Source organism: Rhodococcus sp. MurmanLake-1, assembly GCF_056945715.1.
On the sequence record NZ_JBWZNF010000013.1, the window covers coordinates 32,230 to 56,382 of the forward strand.

Annotated in this window: 18 protein-coding genes; 1 reads left to right on the forward strand and 17 read right to left on the reverse strand. The window is 62.3% G+C overall.

Annotated elements, in window-relative coordinates; genetic code table 11:
- Nucleotides 1–71 precede the first annotated feature (71 nt).
- The 4 genes from AC2ETI_RS26680 to AC2ETI_RS26695 form a co-directional block, all read right to left on the reverse strand.
- Nucleotides 72–1,739 carry a sigma-54-dependent Fis family transcriptional regulator gene (locus AC2ETI_RS26680; RefSeq protein ID WP_030535447.1) on the reverse strand — a complete coding sequence of 556 codons (1,668 nt, stop codon included), beginning with the start codon at nucleotides 1,737–1,739 and terminating at the stop codon, nucleotides 72–74.
- Between the two features lie 4 nt (nucleotides 1,740–1,743).
- Complete coding sequence (locus AC2ETI_RS26685; RefSeq protein WP_483634649.1) at nucleotides 1,744–3,381, reverse strand: AMP-binding protein; 1,638 nt, start codon at nucleotides 3,379–3,381, stop codon at nucleotides 1,744–1,746.
- 207 nt (nucleotides 3,382–3,588) lie between these two features.
- Complete coding sequence (locus tag AC2ETI_RS26690) at nucleotides 3,589–4,959, reverse strand: MFS transporter (RefSeq protein WP_019744239.1); 1,371 nt, start codon at nucleotides 4,957–4,959, stop codon at nucleotides 3,589–3,591.
- Nucleotides 4,960–5,193: 234 nt separating this feature from the next.
- On the reverse strand, nucleotides 5,194–5,733 hold the full coding sequence (locus AC2ETI_RS26695; RefSeq protein ID WP_019744240.1) for a hypothetical protein: 540 nt from the start codon (nucleotides 5,731–5,733) through the stop codon (nucleotides 5,194–5,196).
- A gap of 184 nt (nucleotides 5,734–5,917) precedes the next feature.
- Here AC2ETI_RS26695 and AC2ETI_RS26700 point away from each other — a divergent pair, with 184 nt between their 5' ends.
- Nucleotides 5,918–6,793, forward strand: a complete 876-nt coding sequence (locus AC2ETI_RS26700; protein ID WP_029536725.1) for a glycosyltransferase family 2 protein — start codon at nucleotides 5,918–5,920, stop codon at nucleotides 6,791–6,793.
- 25 nt (nucleotides 6,794–6,818) lie between these two features.
- Here the strand turns inward: AC2ETI_RS26700 and eutC are convergent, their stop codons facing one another.
- The 13 genes from eutC to AC2ETI_RS26765 form a co-directional block, all read right to left on the reverse strand.
- Nucleotides 6,819–7,592, reverse strand: a complete 774-nt coding sequence (gene eutC / locus AC2ETI_RS26705) for an ethanolamine ammonia-lyase subunit EutC (RefSeq protein ID WP_019744242.1) — start codon at nucleotides 7,590–7,592, stop codon at nucleotides 6,819–6,821.
- Entirely contained in the window at nucleotides 7,589–9,013 is a 1,425-nt protein-coding gene (locus AC2ETI_RS26710) for an ethanolamine ammonia-lyase subunit EutB (RefSeq protein WP_483634650.1), read from the reverse strand. The genes eutC and AC2ETI_RS26710 overlap by 4 nt, the downstream gene beginning before the upstream one ends.
- Entirely contained in the window at nucleotides 9,010–10,482 is a 1,473-nt protein-coding gene (gene eat, locus AC2ETI_RS26715) for an ethanolamine permease (protein ID WP_003941913.1), read from the reverse strand. Before eat ends, AC2ETI_RS26710 begins: the two co-directional genes overlap by 4 nt.
- Nucleotides 10,483–10,647: 165 nt before the next feature.
- Complete coding sequence (locus AC2ETI_RS26720) at nucleotides 10,648–11,208, reverse strand: DUF779 domain-containing protein (RefSeq protein WP_019744244.1); 561 nt, start codon at nucleotides 11,206–11,208, stop codon at nucleotides 10,648–10,650.
- 91 nt (nucleotides 11,209–11,299) lie between these two features.
- Entirely contained in the window at nucleotides 11,300–12,823 is a 1,524-nt protein-coding gene (gene adh, locus AC2ETI_RS26725; protein ID WP_007730158.1) for an aldehyde dehydrogenase, read from the reverse strand.
- Between the two features lie 143 nt (nucleotides 12,824–12,966).
- Nucleotides 12,967–14,280 carry a sigma-54-dependent transcriptional regulator family protein gene (locus AC2ETI_RS26730; protein ID WP_019744245.1) on the reverse strand — a complete coding sequence of 438 codons (1,314 nt, stop codon included), beginning with the start codon at nucleotides 14,278–14,280 and terminating at the stop codon, nucleotides 12,967–12,969.
- 84 nt (nucleotides 14,281–14,364) lie between these two features.
- Complete coding sequence (gene mftG / locus AC2ETI_RS26735) at nucleotides 14,365–15,867, reverse strand: mycofactocin dehydrogenase MftG (protein ID WP_021343524.1); 1,503 nt, start codon at nucleotides 15,865–15,867, stop codon at nucleotides 14,365–14,367.
- Nucleotides 15,864–17,261 carry a mycofactocin biosynthesis glycosyltransferase MftF gene (mftF, locus tag AC2ETI_RS26740; protein ID WP_020906864.1) on the reverse strand — a complete coding sequence of 466 codons (1,398 nt, stop codon included), beginning with the start codon at nucleotides 17,259–17,261 and terminating at the stop codon, nucleotides 15,864–15,866. Before mftF ends, mftG begins: the two co-directional genes overlap by 4 nt.
- A 97-nt stretch (nucleotides 17,262–17,358) precedes the next feature.
- A complete protein-coding gene (gene mftE, locus AC2ETI_RS26745; RefSeq protein WP_029254887.1) occupies nucleotides 17,359–18,051 on the reverse strand; it encodes a mycofactocin biosynthesis peptidyl-dipeptidase MftE in 693 nt (230 codons plus the stop codon).
- A 101-nt stretch (nucleotides 18,052–18,152) separates the two neighbouring features.
- Nucleotides 18,153–19,391 carry an HNH endonuclease signature motif containing protein gene (locus AC2ETI_RS26750; RefSeq protein ID WP_483634651.1) on the reverse strand — a complete coding sequence of 413 codons (1,239 nt, stop codon included), beginning with the start codon at nucleotides 19,389–19,391 and terminating at the stop codon, nucleotides 18,153–18,155.
- A 52-nt stretch (nucleotides 19,392–19,443) separates the two neighbouring features.
- Entirely contained in the window at nucleotides 19,444–21,393 is a 1,950-nt protein-coding gene (locus AC2ETI_RS26755; RefSeq protein ID WP_483634652.1) for a mycofactocin system FadH/OYE family oxidoreductase 2, read from the reverse strand.
- On the reverse strand, nucleotides 21,393–22,220 hold the full coding sequence (locus AC2ETI_RS26760) for a mycofactocin-coupled SDR family oxidoreductase (protein WP_483634653.1): 828 nt from the start codon (nucleotides 22,218–22,220) through the stop codon (nucleotides 21,393–21,395). The genes AC2ETI_RS26755 and AC2ETI_RS26760 overlap by 1 nt, the downstream gene beginning before the upstream one ends.
- Nucleotides 22,217–24,148, reverse strand: coding sequence for a mycofactocin system FadH/OYE family oxidoreductase 1 (locus AC2ETI_RS26765; protein WP_483634654.1), 1,932 nt, complete (start codon nucleotides 24,146–24,148; stop codon nucleotides 22,217–22,219). The genes AC2ETI_RS26760 and AC2ETI_RS26765 overlap by 4 nt, the downstream gene beginning before the upstream one ends.
- Between the last annotated feature and the right edge of the window lie 5 nt (nucleotides 24,149–24,153).

The window sequence follows — 24,153 nt, forward strand, 5'->3', positions numbered from 1 at the left end:
GCACGCCATACTTCCGCGCTTCCGGGAGTGCTAACTGTCCGAACTTTGTACAACTCAATTCGGACAGTCAACTACACAGTGATGTCGAGCGCCCGCATCCGTGTGTAGAGAGTGCTTCGGCTGATTCCGAGTTGCGCCGACGCGTGAACCTTGTTGCCGCCGCAGTCTTTCAACGCTCCGATGATCGCCTGGCGCTCGGCCTTCTCCCGCCCTGCCAACCGCGACACCTTGGTCGTGGTGCGATAGTCCTCGGGCAGATCGACGACGTCGATGCGATTGCTCGAGCGTTCACCTGAGGCCCGATTCAACACGACGCGCAATTCGGCCAGGTTGCCCGGCCAACTGGCCGCAGCGAGCGCTTCGGCAGCGCTGGCAGTCAACCTCAACTCGGGCGAGATCCCCTCCAACATCGCCTGAGCCAACTCGGCGATCTCAGCCTGTCGCTCGCGCAGAGGGGTGATGACAACCCTGGAGGCGCATCGTGAAAGCAGCGCCGCGATGGTCGGCGGAAGATCAACTGCCGCCCCGCTGGTCAGTACGATCTTCGGCCCCTCGGCGCTGGCGTCAATCAGGTCTGCGACCAGCGGCAACACCGAACCGGGAAGGAGCTGCACCTGTTCGATCACGACCACGCCCGAACGCTTACGGGCTGCTCGCACAAGATCGGTGATCCACTGCTCACGGCCGTCGAACGCGATTCGCGTGGCATCGTGCCAACTGGCGTCGACGCTCCCGACCACGTCCGATGCTGCCGAAGTTCGACCGGAACCTGCTTCACCCGAGATGGCAACTGCGGACGACGACGCCCGCGCCCGCATCAGGTCGCGGCGCAGTCGTTCGCCCGGAGATGGTGCCCGCTCGTGGGTTCTGCGGATGGGTGCCCGTTCCCGCTGGAGTGGTTCGACCAGGAAGAGTGCGCCGCCGTCGGCCCCGGAAATCCGGTCGGCTTGAACTCGCGCCAGCGCGCCGGACGCCAATTCGACTGTCACAAGCCTCGATTGATCAGGATTGAGATCGGCGATCAAGGACCGGAGTGATACGTGGTCGGCGGTGTCGAGCAGATCCAAGGCCGTTCGGTTGCTCAGCAGGATGTCGTCGCCGATGGCCGCGACGGCAATGTGGCGCTGATGTGACACTCGCTGGAATGCGTCGACCAGCCGCTGCTCCGACGCTTTGGAGCCTTCGAGCAGTCGTTTCTCGATATCCGCTGCAGCACGCGCAAGGAAGGGCGCGAACAGCGGGTTGGCCTGCGAGACGACGCCGGTCATGTCGAGAATACCCTCGACCCGACGTGTGACAGGATGCAGGATCGGCTGGCCGTAGCAGCTCAATCCCTTGAGGCTGTCGAGGAAATGCTCGTCCCCGTGGATCACCACACTTCGACCTACCTCGAGCGGCGTACCGAGCGCATTGGTACCGGCGTGCTCTTCACCGAAGCGTGAACCGTTGACGACGCCCAACCGCTCGATCGTCCGCTCGACGCGGCTGTCGGAGTACACCGAAGCGACCACGCGGCATTCTCGATCAGCAAGCAGCACACAGAAACCGGTGCCCGCGATCTGTTGCGACACCTCGTCGAGCACGGGCGCGGCGGCCCGGAGCAGACGAGACTCGCCGTCCTGCTCCTCGGTGTCCACGGCGATTGCCGACGACGGATCGAGGCCACTCAGTCGAGAACGCTTCCAGGAGAGCGCGATCTCGGGGCGTACCGGCTCACGCTCCCCTGGGTTCGCGGACATATGCTCAGGCCTGACCGATCAATTCGATCGCCTGTTCTCGCATCGCGATCTTGCGGACCTTGCCCGTGACTGTCATCGGGAACTCGTCCACGACATGGACGTACCGCGGAATCTTGTAGTGCGCGAGCTTGCCGGTGCAGAAGGCACGGACCGAATCGGCGTCCAGATCGTCTGCACCTTCGCGCATCTGGACCCACACCATCAATTCCTCGCCGTACTTTGCGTCCGGCACACCGATGACCTGCGCGTCGAGAATGTCGGGATGGGTGTAGAGGAACTCCTCGATCTCACGCGGATAGACGTTCTCGCCACCGCGGATGACCATGTCCTTGATGCGTCCGGTGATAGCGACGTATCCGGCCTCGTCCATGACGCCGATGTCTCCGGTGTGCATCCACCGGGCAGCGTCGATCGCCTCGGCGGTCTTCTCCGGGTTCTCCCAGTAGCCGAGCATGACCGAGTAACCACGTGTGCACAGTTCGCCCGGCTCGCCGCGCGGCACCGTCAGTCCGGTTGCCGGATCTACGATCTTGATCTCGAGGTGCGGCCCCACCCGACCGACGGTTTCGGTGCGCTGCTCGATCGAATCGTCCGAGCGGGTCTGCAGCGACACCGGCGACGTCTCGGTCATGCCATAGCAGATGGACACCTCTGCCATGCCCATGCGATCGATGACCTGCTTCATCACTTCGACCGGGCAGGGCGAACCCGCCATGATGCCGGTGCGAAGGGACGACAGATCGAAGCTGTCGAAGTCCGGCAGCGCCAACTCGGCAATGAACATCGTCGGAACGCCGTAGAGGGACGTGCACTTTTCGGCCTGGACGGCCTCGAGCGAAGCGCGCGGATCGAAGGCGGGGCCCGGAATGACCATGGCAGCACCGTGACTGGTGCACGCAAGGTTGCCCATCACCATGCCGAAGCAGTGATAGAACGGCACCGGGATGCACACCCGATCGACCTCGCTGTAGTGGCACAACTCGCCGACGAAGTAGCCGTTGTTGAGGATGTTGTGGTGGCTGAGCGTCGCGCCCTTCGGGAAACCGGTAGTGCCCGAGGTGTATTGGATGTTGATCGCGTCGTCGGCCGACAGCGAGGCTTGGGCAGCTGCGAGCGGAGCCGGATCGTTGGCCTGGGCCGCCAACCCGTCGGCAAGCACCGCGTCCCACTCGGGTGAACCGAGCAGGAGCACTGACGTCAGATCCGGGCACTGCGGCCGCACCGTCTCGATCATCGACGCGTAGTCCGAGGTCTTGAAGCTGGCCGCAGACACCAGCGTCGAGATTCCGGCCTGCTTGAGCACGTACTGCAACTCGTGCGAGCGGTACGCCGGATTGATGTTGACCAGGATCGCGCCGATCTTTGCCGTCGCGTATTGCGTGAACGTCCATTCCGGACAGTTGGGAGCCCAGATCCCCACCCGATCGCCCTTCCCCACACCACGGGAAAGTAGTCCGGCAGCGAGCCCGTTCACCTGCTCGGCGAACTCCCGGTACGTCCATCGTCGACCGCTGGCGTGGTCGATCAACGCATCGCGGTCGCCGTGTGCGGCAACCGTGCGATCGAGGTTGTCTCCGATGGTGTCGCCCAGCATCGGACCGTCCCATACTCCGGACGTATAGCTGGGCAGCGGCGTACTCATGTGTTCTGTCCTCTCCGGTTGCCTGTTCAGGCACCTATGAGAGGGGCCGCCGCAGCGGACCCTCTCATCTACGAATTTACTCGATTCGGTGTGATGCACGACATACTTCCCGGTGCGGGGTGGCCGTAACTGTTCGAAGTCCGGACACCCCACCCGCCTGCTGTGCGCCTTTATTAACCGCCGGCGGTTAATAAAGGCGCACAGTGTTTAGAGGGCGTGGTCCTTGGTCTCGACGAGCGCCCAGGTGCAGACCAGACTCACCACACCGAGGATTGCCAACATGATTCCGATGGCCATACTCCCGTAGGCCGAGGCCAGCGGTGCGGCGATCAGCGGCGGCACCGCGCCGCCGAGCACTCCGGCGAGGTTGTAGCCGAGGCCGGCACCGGTGTAGCGGTAGCGGGTCTGGAACATTTCCGGAAGCAGCGCACCGCAGGGGCCGTACGCGATTCCGAAGATCATCAGCGTGCCGAACATTCCGAGGATGAACGCGATCGGTGTTCCGGTGTCCAGGAGCGGGAACAGAATGAGCGCCCACACCACAGCCAGACCACAAGAGATCATGATGACCTTGCGACGCCCGATGCGGTCCGAGTACAGGGCGGAGACGATGATCGCCGCACCGAAGACGAAGGCAGACGCGATACCGACCGACAGGACGAACGGGCGGGAGAAGCCGAGGGTCTTGGTTCCGTAGCTCGTGAGGAACGCCGTGCCCATGTAGAAGAACGCGAACAGGCAAGCGAGGGCGCCGGCCGAGAGCAGGATTTCCTTGGTCTGGAACCGCCAAGCATCCAGGAACGGAAGGGTGCGAGGTGCTTCGTTCTTCTGCTCTGCGACGCGCTCTGCCTGCTCCGCCTTGAAGACCGGGGTCTCCTCGATAGCGAGTCGCATGTAGAGGCCGATGCCGACCAACACGATGGAGAACAAGAACGGGATACGCCAGCCGTAGTCGAGGAAGGCTTGGTTGGTATCGCCGAGAACAGCGCCGGTGATGAGGAATGTACTGCTCGAGAGCACGAAGGCGATTGCGGGGCCGAGCTGCGGGAACATCGCATACAGACCACGTTTGCCCGGTGGGGCGTATTCCGCGGTGAGCAGAGTTGCGCCTGCCCATTCACCACCGACCGCGAAGCCTTGGCCGAATCGCAAGAGCACCAGGATGATCGGAGCCGCAACACCGATGGTTGCCGCACCGGGCAGCAAACCGATCAGGAGCGTCGAGATACCCATGAGCAGGAGCGTCGAGATCAGAGTCTTCTTGCGACCGATGCGATCACCGAAGTGCCCGAACAGCATTGCGCCGACGGGCCGGGCGATGAATGCGACTGCGAAGGTCGCAAACGATGCGACGGTTCCCGCGGTGGCACCGAGCGCGGGGAAGAATACCGTCGGAAAGACAAGTGCCGCAGCAGTTCCGTAGATGAAGAAGTCGTAGAACTCGATGGTCGTGCCGATGCAGCTCGCGATCGCGACGCGCCGCACACTGGTGGTCTGCGGGGGTTGTGTCGCGCCTGCGGCACTCGCACCCCCGGCGCCGGCGGCGCTGTTGCCGCCTGTGGGAGAGACTGTGGTCACTCGATTCCTCCGTGGTCCCGTGGTGTCGCCCTGTGGGCATCACCGTCGATAGGAGGAAAGGTAGTGATGTGGCTCACCCCCGCACTACCCCCGAAAGGGGGTAGGAGTGATCTCGGTCACGACTTGTATGCAATGGTAACGAGTTTCACGGCTCTTCACATGCCGTGGGCCGTCCGATTCGTTCGCACGAATCGGACGGCCCACGCTGAACTGCGTCAGGTCCAGCGCTACGAATCAAGCCTTTCCGGCAGCCCCGAAAAGCTCCTGACGGATCTCTCCCCACACCGTGGCATAGGAGTCGATGATCGGTTCTGAAATCCACTTGGACTCCCCCGCTTGAACTTTAGCGAGAGCATCCGAGAAGAGATCCTGGTAGCGGGACAACCGCGGAACGAATGCCGACAAATCGTCGAACAGGTTTGCAGCCCGGCGGTCCAGCTCGGCAAGGGAATTCGCGTCTGCGTCGTCGATAAGTGCAACGAACTCCTCGTCCAGCGGAACGAAAGCCTCGTACACCTCGCCGATGGAGTCCTCGTCGATCGAGACCCGCTCAGCGTCCAACTGATCTTCGAGTTCCGCGAGGCCTTTCTCGGTCAGGCTGATGGCACCTTCTGCTTCGGCCGCTTTACCCTGCGCGACAAGTGCGTCGTACGCAGCTTGACCGGACGCTGCGCTGACGCCCAAGTGCTCGGCCAGTACAACCGCTCCGACCCTCTCCTTGAGACGTACTGCTTGGAGCAGCGCCAGTTCGTCCACATTGCCAGCGAAGGCCATCAATTTCTCCTACTCACGTGCCGCCTCTGCGGCTCCAGCATCACAGCGGGCACCCGTGGGTTTCCGCAGGCCGACAAGGGGCCTGAAAGAATAAGATCACAATCCAGCGGCTGAATGATCCGTTGCCGTTTACCAAAATTCGGAAACAGGGCAAAGTTCCCTTTCTTACGATATCTTTACCCAGGTGATTCCCCGACTAGTCTCGGTGGTGATCCCCGCGTTCAATGCAATGGATCACATCGACGAACAACTCACTGCCCTCTCCGAGCAGGACTATGAAGGCGCATTCGAGGTCCTTGTTGCCGATAACGGGTCCAGTGATGGCCTTGGTACGCACATCGCAAACCATGTGCTTTCTCAGTCACTGACTCTACGACTAATCGATGCGTCCTCCGCCCGAGGCGGTGGGTACGCACGCAACGTAGGTGTTTCGGCCGCACGTGGCGACTTCATCGCATTCTGCGACGCAGACGATCGTGTTCACCCGTCTTGGCTCACAGCCCTTACACATGCTGCGGCGAACGCGCATGCAGTTGGTGGAGTTGTAGAAACAATGTCGATCAACTCCGCCGAGGTAGCTTCATGGCGCACGTTTACGAACACACAGTTCGGCAGCGATGATTTTCTTCCCTACGGAATAACATGCACATTCGGTATTTGGCGATCTGCCTTCGACCAGGTCGACGGTTTCGATCTTCGCTACGTGAACTCCGGTGAAGACATCGATCTCAGCTGGCGCCTCCAATTGGCAGGAATGAAGTTGGCTCACGCACCCGAGGCAGTCGTCGCGTATCGCCTGCGCAGCACTTATCGCGAAACGTGGAATCAGACGCGCGCATACGGGATGGCGTCAGCCCAACTCTACTCACATTTTCGAGAATTCGGTCACCGCCGTACCCCAATGAGAACCCTTGGAACTACTTTACTCGCGCTTCTGCTTTTCAATCCGCTTGTTCCGAGCAGGTTCTCTCCAATTCCGCGTGGAAGGTGGTTCGTTCACGCCGGCAATCTCGTCGGCAAGCTCCAGGGCAGCCTCAAGTATCGCGTGCTGTATCTCTGACGCAGAAATCTGCCAATTCCGTCAACTAGTCGAGCGTCAGCACTTCTCCCGACGCAACGGCGTCGGCGCGAGAGGTGTCCTTGAGGTCGACGCCGGAGCGGCCCAATTGGCGCGCTCCCGTCACCAACCCCAGGACGACACGAGCAGCCTGCTCGTATCCGAGGCCCTCGGGTGGGTGGACATTGGAAATGCAGTTTCGATCCGCGTCGGTACGACCGACGCGCGGAAGGTGAGTCAGATAGATCCCGACGCTGTCCGCAACGGAGAGCCCTGGACGTTCGCCGATCAGGACGATCGCCGTCTGCACTCCCATCGCGGCGGCGATGTGATCACCCAGTGCCACACGGGCATTCGTGGCGATCACCGGCGGCGCAATCGAGTACCGCTCCCCCAACACCGTGACCAACGCGGACAGTAGTTGCTCGCCGTGGTCCATCAGTGCTCGCGGGGAGAGTCCGTCGGCGAGGATGAACCCGATTTCCTTGTCGGAGCTCTTGATCGCGCTCAGGTCAGCAGGCTGGCGCCCCAGGTCGGGTCTCCGGAGATACTCGCTGCGAGTGGAGACACTGCTCGCGACCACCACCGGTGCCCCGATACCCACCCCGTCGACCCGACTGGCGAGAGTCTCGGAATCGAGTGGCTCGTGCACTGCGTCGCGGGCTGCGGCGTGTGCTGCCTTGAATTCGAGAACCCGCTTGGTGGGCAACGAATCTCCGGCACGCCCCAGCCCGATACGCGATTGTGTGGTCTTGCGCAGTGGACCCCAGAAATCGAGGATCGGCGCCTGATCTTCGGTCATGAGTTCACCGTCAAAGCCCGCAGCGGCGACATTTCGGCGTCGATCGGAAGAACCCGACCGTTTGCGTCGGTCATCCCCAAGTTGTGGAGCCAGGTCTCGAACTCCGGGGCGGGCTGCAAACCGAGGACCTTACGCACGTACAACGCGTCGTGGAACGCCAGACTTTGATAGCCGAGCATCACGTCGTCGGCGCCGGGCACCGCGATCACGAACGCCGCGCCGGCGACGCCCAGCAAGGTGAGGAGGTTGTCCATGTCGTCTTGATCTGCTTCGGCGTGGTTGGTGTAGCAGACGTCCACTCCCATCGGCAGCCCGAGGAGTTTTCCGCAGAAGTGATCCTCCAAGCCCGCGCGAGTGATCTGCTTGCCGTCGTAGAGGTACTCGGGACCGATGAAACCGACCACCGTGTTGACCAGCAGCGGCTCGAGATCTCGAGCCACGGCGTATGCCCTGGTCTCGAGTGTCTGCTGATCGACCGGGGCTCCGCCGGTGCCGTAGTGGGCACCTGAACTGAGGGCGGACCCCTGCCCTGTCTCGAGGTACATGACGTTGTTCCCGACCGTTCCGCGGTTCAAGGAGCGTCCGGCCTCGTTACCCTCGCGCAGTAGCGGAATGTTCACTCCGAAACCGGAATTGGCGCCTTCGGTACCGGCAATCGATTGGAAGACAAGATCGACCGGCACCCCCGATTCGATCAGTCCGATCGTGGTGGTCACGTGAGAGAGCACGCACGACTGAGTCGGGATCTCGAATCGCTGACGGATGTCGTCGAGCAGGTGGAGCAGATCCGAGGTGGCCTGGGGTGAATCCGTCGCGGGGTTGATGCCGATGACGGCGTCGCCACATCCCATCAGGAGACCGTCCAATGTGGCCGCCGCAATGCCGCGTGGATCGTCCGTCGGATGGTTTGGCTGGAGTCGGGTGCTCAGCCGTCCAGGCAGTCCGATGGTGGTGCGGAACCCCGCGGTGACCGTGATGGCCTTGGCGACGGCGATCAGGTCCTGATTGCGCATGATCTTGCTGACCGCGGCAACCATCTCGGGGGTCAGACCGGGACTCACGGCAGACAAGCGTGCTGAAGCTTCCGGCGCCGACGCAGTCTCGAGCAGCCAGTCCCGTAATCCGCCAACAGTCAGGTGGGCCACTGGCGCAAATGCGAGGCGATCGTGGCTGTCGATGATGAGCCGGGTCACCTCGTCGTCCTCGTACGGAACCAACAGATCTTCGAGGAACACAGTCAACGGAAGATCAGCCAGAACCCATTGGGCAGCAGCGCGTTCGGCGTCGGAGCTTGCCGCGCAACCGGCGAGTTCGTCACCCGACCGCAGTGGTGTCGCTTTTGCCATCAGATCGACGAGACCGTCGAACGAGTAGTTGGTTCCGGATACCTGCTGGTGATACTTGGCCATCCCGCGACTCATCCCAATTCTTCTTCCGCCTGTGCAAGTACAGCAAACTCCTCGTCCGGCGAGTTGGCAACAAGGTGGTGACGACTGTAGAGACCGAAGTACGCCATCAGAACTCCGAAGGCAACCAACGTCAGCAATGCCGCAACGGGATCGACCAGGAAGGTGGCCACCACCGACACTGCCGCGATCACGAGCGCAAACGAGGTGGTGGCGATACCGCCGGGCGTGCGGTACGGGCGCGGCATGTTCGGCTCACGCTTACGAAGAACGATGTGACTCACCATCATCAGGACGTAGCTGACTGCCGCGCCGAACACCGCCATGTTGAGCAACATGGCACCTTCACCGGTGAGTGAGAGCGCGAAGCCGATGATTCCGGGAACGACGAGCGCGAGAGTGGGGGCCTTGCGCTTGTTGGTCACCGACAGGTTCTTCGGCAGGTAGCCGGCGCGGGAGAGAGCAAACGTCTGACGTGAGTAGGCGTACATGATCGAGAAGAAGCTCGCGACCAGACCGGCAAGTCCGATGTAGTTGACGGCCTTTGCCGCTCCGCTGTCCCCCAGCGCCTCGACGAGCGGATTTCCGGAGGTGGACAGGGCGTCGGCGCCGAGCGCACCGGTGGCGAGGAAGAGAACCGTTGCGCCTGTGACGATCAGGATCAACATGCTGATGATGATGCCGCGGGGGACGTTCTTCTCCGGCTCACGTGCTTCCTCGGCGGCAAGCGGTACACCTTCGACGGCAAGGAAGAACCAGATCGCGAAGGGCACGGCGGCCCAGATTCCGAGCAGACCGAATGGCAGGAACGACGAGGATCCGACTGCGCTGGTGTCGACGGCGATATCGGTGAGGTTGGACGAATCGAAAAGGCCGACAGCCGAAACCGCGAACACGACCAGGCCGACGAGTGCAATGGCGGTGATGATGAACATCGCCTTGAGTGCCTCACCGGCGCCGGTGAGGTGAATGCCGATGAAGATCGCGTACACCGCGAGGTACACCCACCACCCGTCGGTGATCCCGAACAGGTTCAGGGACTCGACGTACGCACCGATGAAGGTCGCGATCGCTGCGGGTGCTATCGAGTACTCGATGAGAATTGCTGTGCCGGTGGCAAATCCGCCCCAGGGACCCATGGCCCGTCTGGCAAACGTGTATCCACCACCAGCGGCAGGAAGTGCCGACGACATCTCGGCCATACCGAGCACCATCGCCAGGTACATCCCCGCGATGACGACGGCCGCGATGAGAAGGCCACCGAAACCACCTTCGGCCAGACCGTTGTTCCAGCCGGCGTAGTCACCGGAAATCACATAGCTGACACCCAACCCCGCAAGCAGCACCCACCCTGCTGTTCCCTTTCGGAGTGTTCGTTTCTCCAGATACGAATTGTCTTCCGCATGGAAGTCTGCGCCGTCGTGGTGTGCACCCGCGGCACCGGCGTTTTTGCCGGTTGCGTGGTCGGAAAGAGACATGTCCATCCTCTGAATCGGTCAAGAATGAGACGACGCACGGTGGATGCGTCGCGTGAAATGAACGGTATGTGGGCGATGTACGGAGAAGGTCGCATGGAGATGACCGTGCTGTTAACTGGCTGTCATGTGAGCGGCCCCGAGTCTGTTCAGATCTTCTTCAGGCGGCCGTTCTCAGGATCGGGCGGCCGCGCCTGGCACCGGGCAGGCATCGACGGCCTCGGCGACGACCTGGGGAACTGTCGGGGGCGATGGACGCACGCCCGCTTCCCAATCAGCGCCTACGAGAATGCTCGACGCGCCGAGTGCTTCGTTTTCGTCCGGTGTGAATGCCCTTGCTCGACTGAGGAATCTGAATCCTTCAGGAGACTCCAGGCTGAATCCGCTGCCGCGGCCGGGCACGACGTCCAGCACCAACTGGGTGTGCTTCCAGGCTTCGAACTGTGATCCGGAAATCCAGACCTGTACAGCGTCGGTTCCGGTGGGAAGGTCTTCGGGAATCTCTCCGACAGCAAGTCGGAGATCGACGATTCCGAGTAGTACGTCACGGTCCCCGACGATGAATTCGCCTGAGGGATAACACATCGGGGCCGAGCCGTCGCAGCATCCGCCGGATTGATGCATCATCAGTTCGCCGTGAGTCCCGCTGAGGCGGCGTAGCAGGTCAGCCGCCCCAGCGGTGGTCACCAACCGGGGTGGAACGGCGCCGGTATCGGGTGTGTCCGTGGCGCTCATTCCAACCTCCGTGTGTTTGTGCAGGTTTCGCGTGTTGCAGTCTTGCGCACCGGCACCCGCAGCGAGGGGCTCACGGGTGCCGGTGGGTCGATCAGAAGAAGCCCTGAGCCTTCTGGGCGTAGCTGACCAGGAGGTTCTTGGTCTGCTGGTAGTGCGAGAGCATCATCAGGTGGTTCTCGCGGCCGATGCCGGACTGCTTGTATCCACCGAAAGCGGCGTGTGCCGGGTACTGGTGGTACGTGTTGGTCCAGACGCGACCGGCCTGGATGTCGCGGCCTGCTCGGTACGCAACTCCGCCGTCGCGGGACCAGACACCGGCGCCCAAACCGTAGAGCGTGTCGTTGGCGATTTCGATGGCCTCGTCGTAGTCCTTGAACGAGGTGACCGAGACGACGGGTCCGAAGATCTCTTCCTGGAAGATGCGCATCTTGTTGTTGCCGGTGAACACCGTCGGCTGGACGTAGTAGCCGCCGGACAGGTCTCCGCCGAGTTCGGCCCGCTCACCACCGGTGATGACCTTGGCGCCTTCGGCCTTGCCGATCTCGATGTACGAGAGGATCTTCTCGAGCTGATCGTTGCTGGCCTGGGCACCGATCATGGTGTCGGTGTCGAGCGGATCCCCTTGGCGCACAGCCTTGGTGCGAATGGCGGCCATCGCGAGGAACTCGTCGAAGATGTCTTCCTGGATCAGCGAACGTGACGGGCAGGTGCAGACCTCGCCCTGGTTGAGGGCGAACATCGTGAAGCCCTCGAGTGCCTTGTCCTGGTAGTCGTCGTTGGAGGCGAGGACGTCGGAGAAGAAGATGTTGGGGCTCTTGCCACCGAGTTCGAGGGTCACGGGGATGAGGTTCTGCGACGCGTACTGCATGATCAGGCGACCTGTGGTGGTTTCACCGGTGAACGCGATCTTCTTGATACGCGGGCTCGACGCGAGCGGCTTTCCGGCCTCGACGCCGAAGCCGTTGACGATGTTGAGCACACCGGCAGGCAGCAGGTCACCGATGATGCCGATGAGGTGCAGGATCGAGACGGGTGTCTGCTCGGCAGGCTTGAGCACGATGGCATTGCCGGCAGCGAGGGCGGGTGCGAGCTTCCACACGGCCATGAGGATCGGGAAGTTCCACGGAATGATCTGGCCGACTACGCCGAGCGGCTCGTGGAAGTGGTACGCCACGGTGTCGGAGTTGATCTCCGAAAGCGAACCTTCCTGTGCGCGAATAGCTCCCGCGAAGTAACGGAAGTGATCGATGGCGAGCGGAATGTCGGCGTTGAGGGTCTCGCGGATCGGCTTGCCGTTGTCCCACGACTCGGCGAGTGCGATGGATTCGAGGTTCTCCTCCATACGATCAGCGATCTTGTTCAAGATGATCGCGCGCTCGGCGACCGAGGTCTTGCCCCAGGCCGGAGCTGCTGCGTGCGCTGCGTCGAGAGCGAGCTCGATGTCTTCTGCGGTGGAACGAGCCACATCACAGAAATTCTGTCCGGTCACCGGTGTCGGGTTCTCGAAGTACTGACCCTTGACCGGAGCAACCCATTCGTTGCCGATCCAGTTGTCGTATCGAGACTGGAAGGACATGATCGCGTCGGCGGTACCTGGGCGGGCGTACACGGTCATTGCAAGCTCCTATGTAAACGTGATCTTCCTGGGCGCACCCACCAAATCGGTGACTGCAATCCCACCCCCCGGTGGGGTGTGATTCACAACACTAGGAGTTGCAACGTTGCAAGTACGTTGCGTGCGAGAAACGCAGATGATTCTCAGATGCCCAATTGGCGGTCGAGGAGATCAATTCTTGCCTGGACCTGGGAATACAGCGGAGATTGAGGATCCAACGTGGACAGGTAGGCCTCCCACACGACGGAGTCTTCGCGCCCGTGTACGGACGTGGTCCACCGGGCCAGAAGGTTGGCGTCACCTCCACGCAGCAGAGCCGCCTGAACCCTGGTGCGTAGTTCTTCCCGCACCTCTTCGATTCCCGGGGAGGCCGAGCCTGCCAGTACCGGGCCCGAATACAGTTTCATCGCCGTCGCCGCGTCTCCGCGATCCAACGCTGCCCGCACGTCGCCGACGTCTGTCGTGAACTCCGTGATGATCCGATAAGGACGCGAAGCCAGCCGGTCGGCGCCGAAAACCTTACGAAGCCGCGACATTTCCGCGCGAATGGTCACTGCGTCGAGCTCCCCCTCGTCGAGCAGGACCGCAAGGTGGTCGGAGCTGAGACCCTCCGGATGTTCGGAGAGCAGAAGGAGAATCTCGGCGTGACGCTGCGAAATCGGGATGCGGTCACCGCCGCGAACCAGCGTCGGCCGTCCGGCACCGAATGTTTCGAGGCGCGGAGCCGTCGCGCTGAGCGGGATAGGCGAGTTCAAGAGGTGGAATCGCAATTCCGATTCGGCGGCCGCAACAGTTGCACGGATCAGCGACAGCACTTCGGGAACCGCGACCCTGGGACCACCGGTGATGTCGATGGCACCAAGGATTTGCCCAGTGGTGGGATCGTGGACGGGTGCGGCCGAACAACTCCAGTCGTGCACGGTTCGGTTGAAATGCTCGGATCCGAAAATCTGTACGGAGTGGTCGAGAGCAAGCGCCGTTCCCGGCGCATTGGTGCCGACACGATCTTCGCTCCAGTCGGCGCCTTCGACGAAGTTCATGGACAACGCTTTGTCCTTGGCCGAGTTGTCACCCTCCACCCAGAGCAGTCGACCGTGTGCGTCGCTGATCGCGATCAGCAATCCGGTCTCGGCAGCATCTTCCACCAGGAGTTTCCGAATCACCGGACGGATCAGTGACATGGGATGCGCGGACCGATATTTTTCGAGTTCCAACCCCTCGAGCATCTCAGGATTGCCGACAACGTCAGGATTTACTCCCTTGTTGCGGCTCCGCATCCAGGACTCGAGCACGACCGAACGGACATGGGAGTCGTCGGTCAGCCCTTGGCCGGGCACGCCGCGGGCATCGATGAACGACTGATGGGCAGACGAAAGTCGCCGCGCGAGTAACGCGACGTCATCGCCTGGCCTGACCGCCACCCACGGGTTGCCGGACACAGCCTGTTCACGTGCCATATTTTGCGTTCCTCCGCTCCGTGGACCACTGTAACGCCGATCACAGCCCATAGGCGAGAACGACCATTCGGTATGACTGTCGACCTAGCCTGCTGCCCCTCGCGGCCACTCGTCACCGAGCAGGATGGCGCTTGCTCGTTCCGCGACCATCACCGCGGTCGCGTGTGGGCCGCGGGTCGGGATCGTCGGCAGGATTGACGTGTCAACAATACTGAGTCCTGCCGCGCCGATCACACGGCACCGATCATCGACGACTGCGAACAGGTCCGATTCGGCACCCATCACGCAGCTACCGGACATGTGCAAGGACGTACCGAGGCGAGATTCGATCCACTCGTCTGTGTACTCCACGACGGGGCGATCGATCAACCCGGTCTCGGCGATCGACTCGAGAAGGTTCTCGGCGATCTGCATTCCTTCCCGAATGGCTGCTCGATCGTGCGTCGACGCGACGTAGTTGTATCGAATACGCGGTGCCCCAGCGGGATCCCCCGATGCCAGTTCGATGCTCCCACGACTGCGCGGCGCCATGAGGACCACCCCGACGCCGTGATCCATGCGAGGCACACCGGGAACCAAGTCTGTGAAAGATGCGGTGTACGGGCGGATTTCAAGCTCGGCGAGATTGAGTGCAGTCTCCAGCACCGGTGTCTGCGAGCGAATCGCACGAGGCGTCGAAAAATGGTACGGCAGCAGCACTTCCGGATGGTCGACGAAGTTCTGGCCGACGCCAGGTCGATCGAGAATGACGGAAACTCCTTGCTCTGCAAGTTGTTCCGCCGGACCAACACCGGAATTCAAGAGAATGTGCGGCGTCGCCACTGCACCCGAACACACGATCACGTGGTCGGCATGAATGCGTCGGACGTTGCCGTCGTCGAGAACGTCGACGCCGACCGCACGGGTTCCCGAGAATACGATGCGAATGACGTTCACTCCGGATTCCACCCGCAAATTCGGGCGGTGCAATGCCGGCATCAGATACCCGATCGCAGTACTGATCCGACGATGATCCGCCACGTTCAGTGGCACTCGGCCGACGCCGAACGAGTCCGGCGCATTCTTGTCGACGTCGTCGGGAAAACCTGCTCCGAGCGCTGCCGCATGAAACTCACCGCTCAGTGGATGCAGTTGGTCCCACGCTCGACGCTCGACCGGGATCGGACCGGCGGTCCCGTGGAACTCGCCCTCGAAATCACGATCCGTCTCAGACTTCTTGAAGTACGGCAAGACGTCGTCGTATCGCCAAGCACTCGGCCAGTTCTCGAAATCTGCGCGGGTCGCGCGCGTGAAGTACGCACCGTTGACGGCCCCGGACCCACCGAGTGTCCGCCCGCGCGCAATCGTGGACGCCCGACGCGGTGTCAGTTCGACCGGATACGTCCACGTGTATTCGCTCGCAGGTCCGACCGGCAGTCGGTACGGATCACCCAGGACGTCCGGAAGTTCGAGCGCCGAACGATATCCGCTTCCCGATTCGAGGAGCATCACCGTGGCGGATGGATCTTCACTGAGCCTGGCTGCGACGACGCAGCCACACGTGCCACCACCGACAACCAGGAAATCTGCGTAGTCGGCTTCTGTCACTTGGTGATTCGAGGTTTCAGCGCCGCCCAGTCGCGAGCGTCGAACGCGCCCCGCCAGAGTCCGGCTCCATACGCGATGTCATCTGCTCGTTTGAAGAAGACGTACCGAACCGGACCCAGCCCGCCTGGCTCACGGTGGCGATACCAGTCCACCAAACCTTCGGTGACTGCCGCAGCGACGGCCAGTCGCCGAATTCGACGGGAAGCGATCACCGCCAGAAGAGTCACCGGCCAGTAGTGACGACACATCGCCGAGGCGAGTTGCCAGAATCCTCCGACAAACCCCTGCGCAGTGAGGATCGCTGCGATCCGGGTGGGCTGACTCAGCCCGTTGAACATCTTTCGCAGGCGATACACCGTGAAGAGCAGAGCGCCCAGCGCACTCGCAAGACCGGAACGGGTCAGTGTTGCGGCGGCGATGCACGCGAAGAGCGTCGAGAACGACATCGCCATCGGCGGAACCGAACCCTCGTGTCTTGCAGCCAACGGCGCCGCGCCCGTGCCGTAGAACGCTCTCCTGGCGAACCACTTGTCGAACTGAACTCGATGATCGTGGGCGACATGCGCAACCGGTTCGTACCTCAGTCGCCAACCCGCAGCCTGCAGTCGCCAGCAGAAATCGACGTCCTCGGCCACTTCGAGACTCTCGTCGAAACCGTTGCATTCGAGTGCCACGTCGCGCCGGACGATCACGGCCGCGCTGGGGACATAGGCGACCGGACTTCCCGACTTCACCGCAGCTTCTTTGCGTCCGAGGTCGAGAGACGATCGCATGTTCTCGTACCGCGCCAGCGCCGTCCCGTACGGATCGAGGGCGACGATGCGGGGCGCAACAAGGGCAACCCCTGGATCGCTGAAGTGGCCCAACATCAACTCGAGCCAACCGGCACGCGGTATGACGTCGGAGTCGAGGAAAGCTACGAAACGTGTTTGGGCCGAACGCAATCCCGAGTTTCTCGCTGCCGAGGGTCCGCGGGCGCTCTCGTGCCGCACCACTGTGATGGTTCCGGTGCCCGGGCAGGCGCGACGGGGCTCCACCGGCACTTCCGAACCGTCGTCGACAACGATGACGGTCAGATCCTTGAGGACGGGAAGTAGGCGTTCGACGCCGGCCTGGTTGTCCTTGACCGGAATCACGACGGTGACATCCGCAGCAGACGGCGTCGACATCGGACGAGGATTCGCGACGCCTGAATCGAGAAGGTGACGAGCGACCGCAGCGCTCTGCTGATCGACCACCTCGAGGAAGCCGTCACCGATCATCGCCGCAGCCGTCGGAGCCAGCTTGAGCATCCGTGTCGGAGAGCCGCCGATGAGCACCCGGCCGCCCGAGTACGTGCGCACCTTGGGGTCCAACCGAATGCCGAAGCCGTCGGGGAGTCTTGCTGGTCGCATCAGATGATCGTAAGGGACGTAGCCCGTCGTGCTGCAACTCGTCGCAGCCTCGAAAGCCGTCGCAGGTGGACCGTCCGCCCCCACTCGGTCGTGGTCGTCACCGAAGCCTCCCATCTGGACCAGGCTCCCACCGGGCCAGTCCATCCGTCACGCGTCCTACCAACTCACCGAAGATGTATGCGCCGTCTTCGGCGGTAGCCCCGACTGGATTGCCGAGAACGCCGTTTTGCGACACAGCGACCATACCGCCCGAACGCATTCCTGGCATCAGGTCCGCGATAGGAGACAAATTTCCTGTCTCAGCAAGGCTCATGTGCACCAAATCGGGCGAAAGGTGCAGCAATAGGCTCGTTTCAGTGTGCCCCGCGTGCGCATCGGCACCCGCAACAGCGCACGGCGCCCAAGCGGCGTCACGTCCCTCGTATCGAAGAAGTGCCACAGCTTTGGCCAGCGCGGGACCGTTTCCGCCGTGGCCGTTGACGAACAGCACCCGCTTCGTCCACCTGAACGCCGACCTTCCGTATTCGACGACGAGGGTCTCCATAGCCTCGGCACCGATCGAAATCGTGCCGGCAAACCCTTCGTGTTCGCCGCTCGCCCCGTATTCGATGGCCGGGGCCACGACAACGTCGGGGAGAGCCTGTGCGACTGCTCTCGCGATCCGAGTGTCGGTATCGAGCGGCAGGTGCGGTCCGTGTTGTTCGAAAGAACCGACCGGGACCACGACGGTGAGCGCAGTGCCCTCGAGCGCCGGACTCGGGATGGCAGCAAGGTCACGCGGAGAACTCATCCCCCGATCGTATTGGTGCCGGCCCCTCCCACCGCAACACAGCATGCGGATACACCGGGGCATGGTTGTGCCCCGGTGTATGAGTTTTCAGTTGTCGCGGTTCACGCCGCTGTCGGTGGACTGTTCCCGCCGATCGGATGCTGATACGGATCGATCGATATCGGCGGGTAGAACACCGACTTCCGATCCGGGCCGATCTCCACCCGCCACTCCGTGTGGTGCAGCGTCCGATGATGATGACCGCACAACAAGATCAGATTGTCGAGATCTGTTGGGCCACCATCATTCCAGTGAACAATATGGTGAGCATCGCACCACCCCGACGGAGTCCCACACCCCGGAAACGCACACCCACCATCACGAACCGCCAACGCCCGCCGCTGCGGAACCGTCGCCGTTCTCGCTTCCTTACCGCACTCGAGCGGAACACCATTCTCATCCAACAAAATCCGCGTCACGGTGCAGTCGCACGCCAACATCCGGGCAGTGTCGATACTGATCGGACCCACCCAAGCCGTCCACGCAAACCCCAACTCCTCAGTGGACGGCAGCAAGTCCTTCAAGGCCTGCAGATCCGTCATGTCTTTCGCCGACGCAGTGATCGTGATGTGCGGTTTCACGCCGCCTTCGATCGGACCCAACCCCGCCCGCTCGTACCGGCGCAACAACTCGCAAAACCCGTCCGCCCGTCGTAATGCCGGCGTGCGGGTGTCCTTCACGCCGTCCTTCTCCGGTGTCGGAGCGGACAGGCTCGACAACAACGTGATCAACCGCGCCCCGTTGACCGCATCCAGATCACCCTTCACAGTGACCCGCCCGTACAAGCCTTTCGAGGCGTAGAACTCGTTACGCTCCGAATCTTCCCCGACCGGAACACCGTCCTCACGCTTGCCGTACTGCTTCTCGATCCGCCGAATCGCTGCCCGCACCGCATCACAATCCGCGATGTTCTTCGACGCCAGACCAAGCAGAATTCCGCGAGCCTTGTCCACATCTGCCGGGGTCATGTTCTTGGGCGGATGCTGACAAAACGACGCCACCTGACGCGCTTTCAACGCATCAACGTCACCACGATGAAACGCATCGCCCACAACAGGTTCGAGCATCAACAACCGCGCCAACCCGACCAGCAGACTGCACTCACCGATCTCCAAATTCGTCGAACCATGCAACCACTGCGCGATCGCCCGAAAACCCTTCCCCCCGAGAACCTCACGGGAAAACATTTCCACGATCAGCAACACCATCCGCGACTGCAACTCGTGCCGGGCGCGCACCAGATCCAGAACCTCACTCTTGAGGCCCTCGCCATCCAGTTGCCACGCTTTCCGACTGTTCATACCGAAAGTTTAATCGAACATACTTTCGAGAACCAGAGACAAAACGGACGACTTATATCGCCAACGCAGCCCGATGCCCCTCGATGACCGCTGCGTGCGAACGTCTCGGAGACAAGGCGTCACCGATGCGAAATATCTCGAAAGAACTTCCCCGCAAGGAGTTCCACAACTCGTCGACAGGTTCCTGCTGTGTCGCGAAGACCACCCAGTCGACCGCGACTTTCTCGACCACACCCGTCGGAAGGTGAACCAAGCTCACCAGCGGCGAGGCTGCAGTGCTCACCGAAGTCACCATCAGATCCGTCCGTTGCACGATCGACTTCTCGAACGCCCGGCGGTTCCACCCCTCGAAATCCAGGGTGATGCTCAGATCTTGGGCAACCACCATACCGTTGGTCGCGATCGTGACAGCGCAACCTCGATCAGCCAGGAATTCAGCCACCGACGTACCTTGATGGAATCCCAACTCGTCGTATACGAGCACCGTTCCGCTCGGCAGAACCCTGCCGTCGAGAACGTCTCGAACACTTACGACACGCTCTGATCCACCCGCCCACGTTGGGCGCACGGGCCGCGCGCCGGTTGCGATCACGACCACGTCGGGCGCCCGTTCCTCCACAATCGCAAGGTCAGCTCCAACACCCAGCTCGATCGTCACACCGCTTCGGCGACACTCCGATTCGAGATTTCGCACGAGGTCGGCGAGCTCACGGCGAACCGATACCACCGAGGCGGTAAGAATCTGTCCGCCAAGTCTTCGTTCACGCTCGAACAGCGTCACCGCATGACCTCGCTGGGCCGCGGTGGCCGCAGCTTGCAGGCCGGCCGGGCCGCCGCCAACTACCACCACCGTGCGGCCCCGTCGCCGCGGCATCGGCAGTGGGACCGATTCCCGACCGGCGCGCGGATTTTCGGTGCACCCCAACCAACGCCCCAGACCCATCCGCCCGACGCATTCCTGGTTGCAGGACAGGCAGGTTCGCACCTCTGACGATTGACCGGCACGCGCCTTGTTCACAAAATCCGGATCGGCGATCTGCCCGCGAACTACGCCCACCAGATCGCATACACCGTCCTCGAGTGCAGCTTCGGCTTGCTCCGGCGTCTTGAAACGGCCGACTCCGACGACTGGAAGATCGACGACCTCCCTGATCGCAGACGGGACGAAGTTGGCGTAGCCCGTGGGTACAGCCATCGATGCTTCGACCAGATGCAGTGTTTCCGTGGCCATTCCGACGGTGGTGTTGATGTAGTCGACGTGACCGTCAGCGTCGATCAGTTGGGCGGTGGTTACCGTGTCGGACAGTTCGATGCCACCCCGCGTTCCTTCGTATCCACTCAGGCGCACACCGAGCACACGATCCGGGCCAATGGCCTTACGCAGGACCCCGAGCACTTCGAGAAGGAAACGAGCACGATTCGCCACGCCCCCGCCGTAGCGATCGGTGCGCAGGTTGGTCGAGGGTGCCAGAAACGCGCGCACGATGGACGACTGCGACGCCTGCAATTCCACCCCGTCGAAGCCACCGGCAACGCAGTTGCGCGCAACAAGGGCGAACCCTGCGAGAATCTCGGCAATGTCCGCGTCGTCGACAGCTTTGGGCACCTCGCGGAACAACGGATCCGCAACGGCGCTCGGCGCCAACAGCGGCGATCGCGAATAGGTTCCAGCGCCCTGACCCCCATTGTGGTTGATCTGCGCGAGAATCGACGAACCATGCGCATGAACGGCGTCGGTGATCCGCCGGTATCCCTCGATCGCTTCCGGCCGATAGCCCGCAATCATCTTCTCGTACGGTCGATCCGAAGGATGCGTCGAGTGTTCCTCGGTGATGATCAGACCCGCACCGCCCCGTGCCCGCGCCTCGTAGTAGCTCGCGTGCTGCTCCGTCGGCAACCCGTTCTCCGCGTAATTGGTCAGGTGTGCGGAGAACACGACCCGATTGCGGAGTGTCAGGTTGCCCAGGCGCAGTGGCGCGAAGAGGCGCGGGTACGGCGTCATCAGACCTTGGAGTTTCCCTGATCGAGAGCGATATGACTTGCCGTGACGGTGCGTGAACCGTCACCCGCGAGCCACAGAACGGTATCGGCGATCTCGTCGGGTTCGGCGAACGCGATGTCCGAGAGGATCGGAGTGAAGTTGGGAAGGTACTGCGGAAACTTTGCAAAAACCTCGAGCGCGCCCTGGTCAACCCCCATCGGCGTATTTACTCCGTAAGGGTGGATCGAGTTGACCCTGATCTTGTACTCCCCCAGTTCCTTTGCCGCGGCCTGCGTCAGACCGACGAGACCGAACTTGGCGCTCGCGTAGTGCGCCTGTCCGGGCAGCGCCTTGAGTCCGGCCACCGAACTGACCACGATGATCGATCCACCGCGCCCACCTTCGATGATCGCCGGCACCGATGCCTTGAGGGTTTTCCAGACTCCGGTCAGGTTGATGTCGATCAGGGTTTCCCACTGTTCGTCCGACATTTCCCAGAATCGATTCCAGTTACAGACCCCGGCATTGGCGACCACGATGTCGAGGCGTCCGAACTGCTCGACACCGTCCTTGACCACCGCGGTGAGCGCTGCGCCGTCACGGACATCGACCTCGCGGGCGAGGATCTTCCCACCCTCGGCTTCGACCAGACGTATCGTCTCGGCAAAGTCCTCGGAAGTTGCTGCGTCGTAAGAATTGTCCGACGCCACCGACGCGCACACGTCGACCACAATGATCGCTGCTCCCTCTCGCGCCATCTTGACCGCGTGCGCACGTCCTTGACCGCGCGCTGCGCCGGTGATGAAAGCAACGCGACCTTCGAGCGAACGAACTGAACCCTGTGTCATGAGATAGCCCTCTCTGCAGAATTGAAACTCGTTCTAGTAGTAAACCCTGCAAAGCGCCCTTCGCGGATGGATTCGAGAACAGTTCTCGGGGCAACCGAGTCACCCACCTGGATGTCGGCCGCTTCCCTCAGCGTTTCGTTCGGCAGACGATGCGAGCAGTCGATCACCACTTCGCACTCGAGCTGTGACCGCTCGCCGGTATGAACGTGCTCGACGCAGACGGCCCCTGAGGCGATTTCGATGACACGGGACGCGAGCACCCTGGTGACCCCGGCCTGCTGGATGCGCGTGTTGGCGCCGACCAGATCCCCACTCGCACCGAGCCTCGAACCGACGATGCTGTCCGGGGTCACAATCGAGACGGAGACGCCCTGGACCGCGAGTGCTTCTGCGAGCGCCACCGCGATCGGTCCACCGAGCGGATCGATCAGCGCAACCGGACCCGGCCCCACGGTGGTCAACTCCCCGAAGGCTTCCGACGCATCCAACCACCGAACCGAGTCGTCGACCGGATACGTCGGCGGCCGCGCAGCACTACCGGTGGCAACCACAACCAGCTCGCCCCGACTAAGTGCATCACTCAGGTCCTGCGCGTCGACCGCCGCCCCGGTCCGCATCGTCACGCCGCTACGACGGCATTCGTCCTCGAGCCACTGCGCGAGGAGTGCGAACCGGCTGCGGCCGTCACCTCGCGCAAAAGTTCGGATCATGCCGCCGAACTTCGATGAACTCTCGACGAGGGTGACCGAGTGCCCCGCCACCGCCGAGATCCGCGCGGCCTCCATCCCGGCGGGGCCACCTCCCACGACCAGCACGGCTCCCGGTGTCGAAATCTGCTCTCGCTCATCGGGGTCCACCGTCTCGAAACCCGCGCTCGGATTCCCGACGCACGTCACGACCGGGTTGCGAGGATCACGCACGAGGCACGTCTGATTGCAGAGCACACACGGCCGTGGACGATCACCGCGCGCGGCTTTCACGACCAGGTCCGGGTCCGCGATCTGGGCCCTGGTCATCTCGACGAACTCGGCCACTTCCAGCGCTGCACGAGCGTCGGCGATGTCCACGACGCTCCCCTGCACGACAACCGGAATCGAGACCGCGGCCTTGATCTCACGGCACAGATCGAGATTGAAGTTCGGCGGGCAGTGAAAGTCGGGTCGGTACCCCTCTGACGAATAGAGTCCGCCACGAACGACAACAAGGAGATCGAGTAGTGGCGACAGATCGCATGCGAAACCGGCGGCGAGATCGGGTGTCAGTCCCGCCCATGGCGCTTCCTCGTCGCAGGACAACCGCAGGGAGACAACGTGATCCGATCCGACTTCCTCGCGCACTGCCGAGATGATCTCACGAACAAGGGCAACGCGATCAGTGCCGTATCGGTCGTGCCGAGTGTTGGTCAGACCCGAAAGGAATTGTCGCAGAATGCTTCGAGGACCGGCATCGAGTTCCACTCCGTCCATTCCCGAAGCGATGGCCATTGCCGACGCTTCACGAAAGCCGGCTATCAGCTGGTCGATTTCCGGCTGCCCCATTGCCATCGGCAACTCACGCGTCACCGGGTCGGCCACTCTTGACGGTCCCCACAGCACCGACTGGGAGTATGCGCTCGATCCCTGCATCCCGGTATGACCGAGCCCGGCAAGAACCAGCGTTCCGTACGGAGCACATGCAGCCGCGATCGATTGCCACCCCGGGCCGCATTCCGACGCCAGCGGTGCCCGCTCGTACGGCCAGTCGTTCTCCAATACCGAGGCCACTTCGGTGACGACGATTCCGGCTCCACCCTCGGCGCGGCGCTGGTAGTACGCACGGTGCCGATCGGAAAGTGATCTTCCCACAGCAAGATTGGTCTCATGCGGACCGAAAACAACCCTGGACCGGACGAAGCGTCCGGCCAGGGTTGTGTGTTCGTCGAGTGTCAACTCAC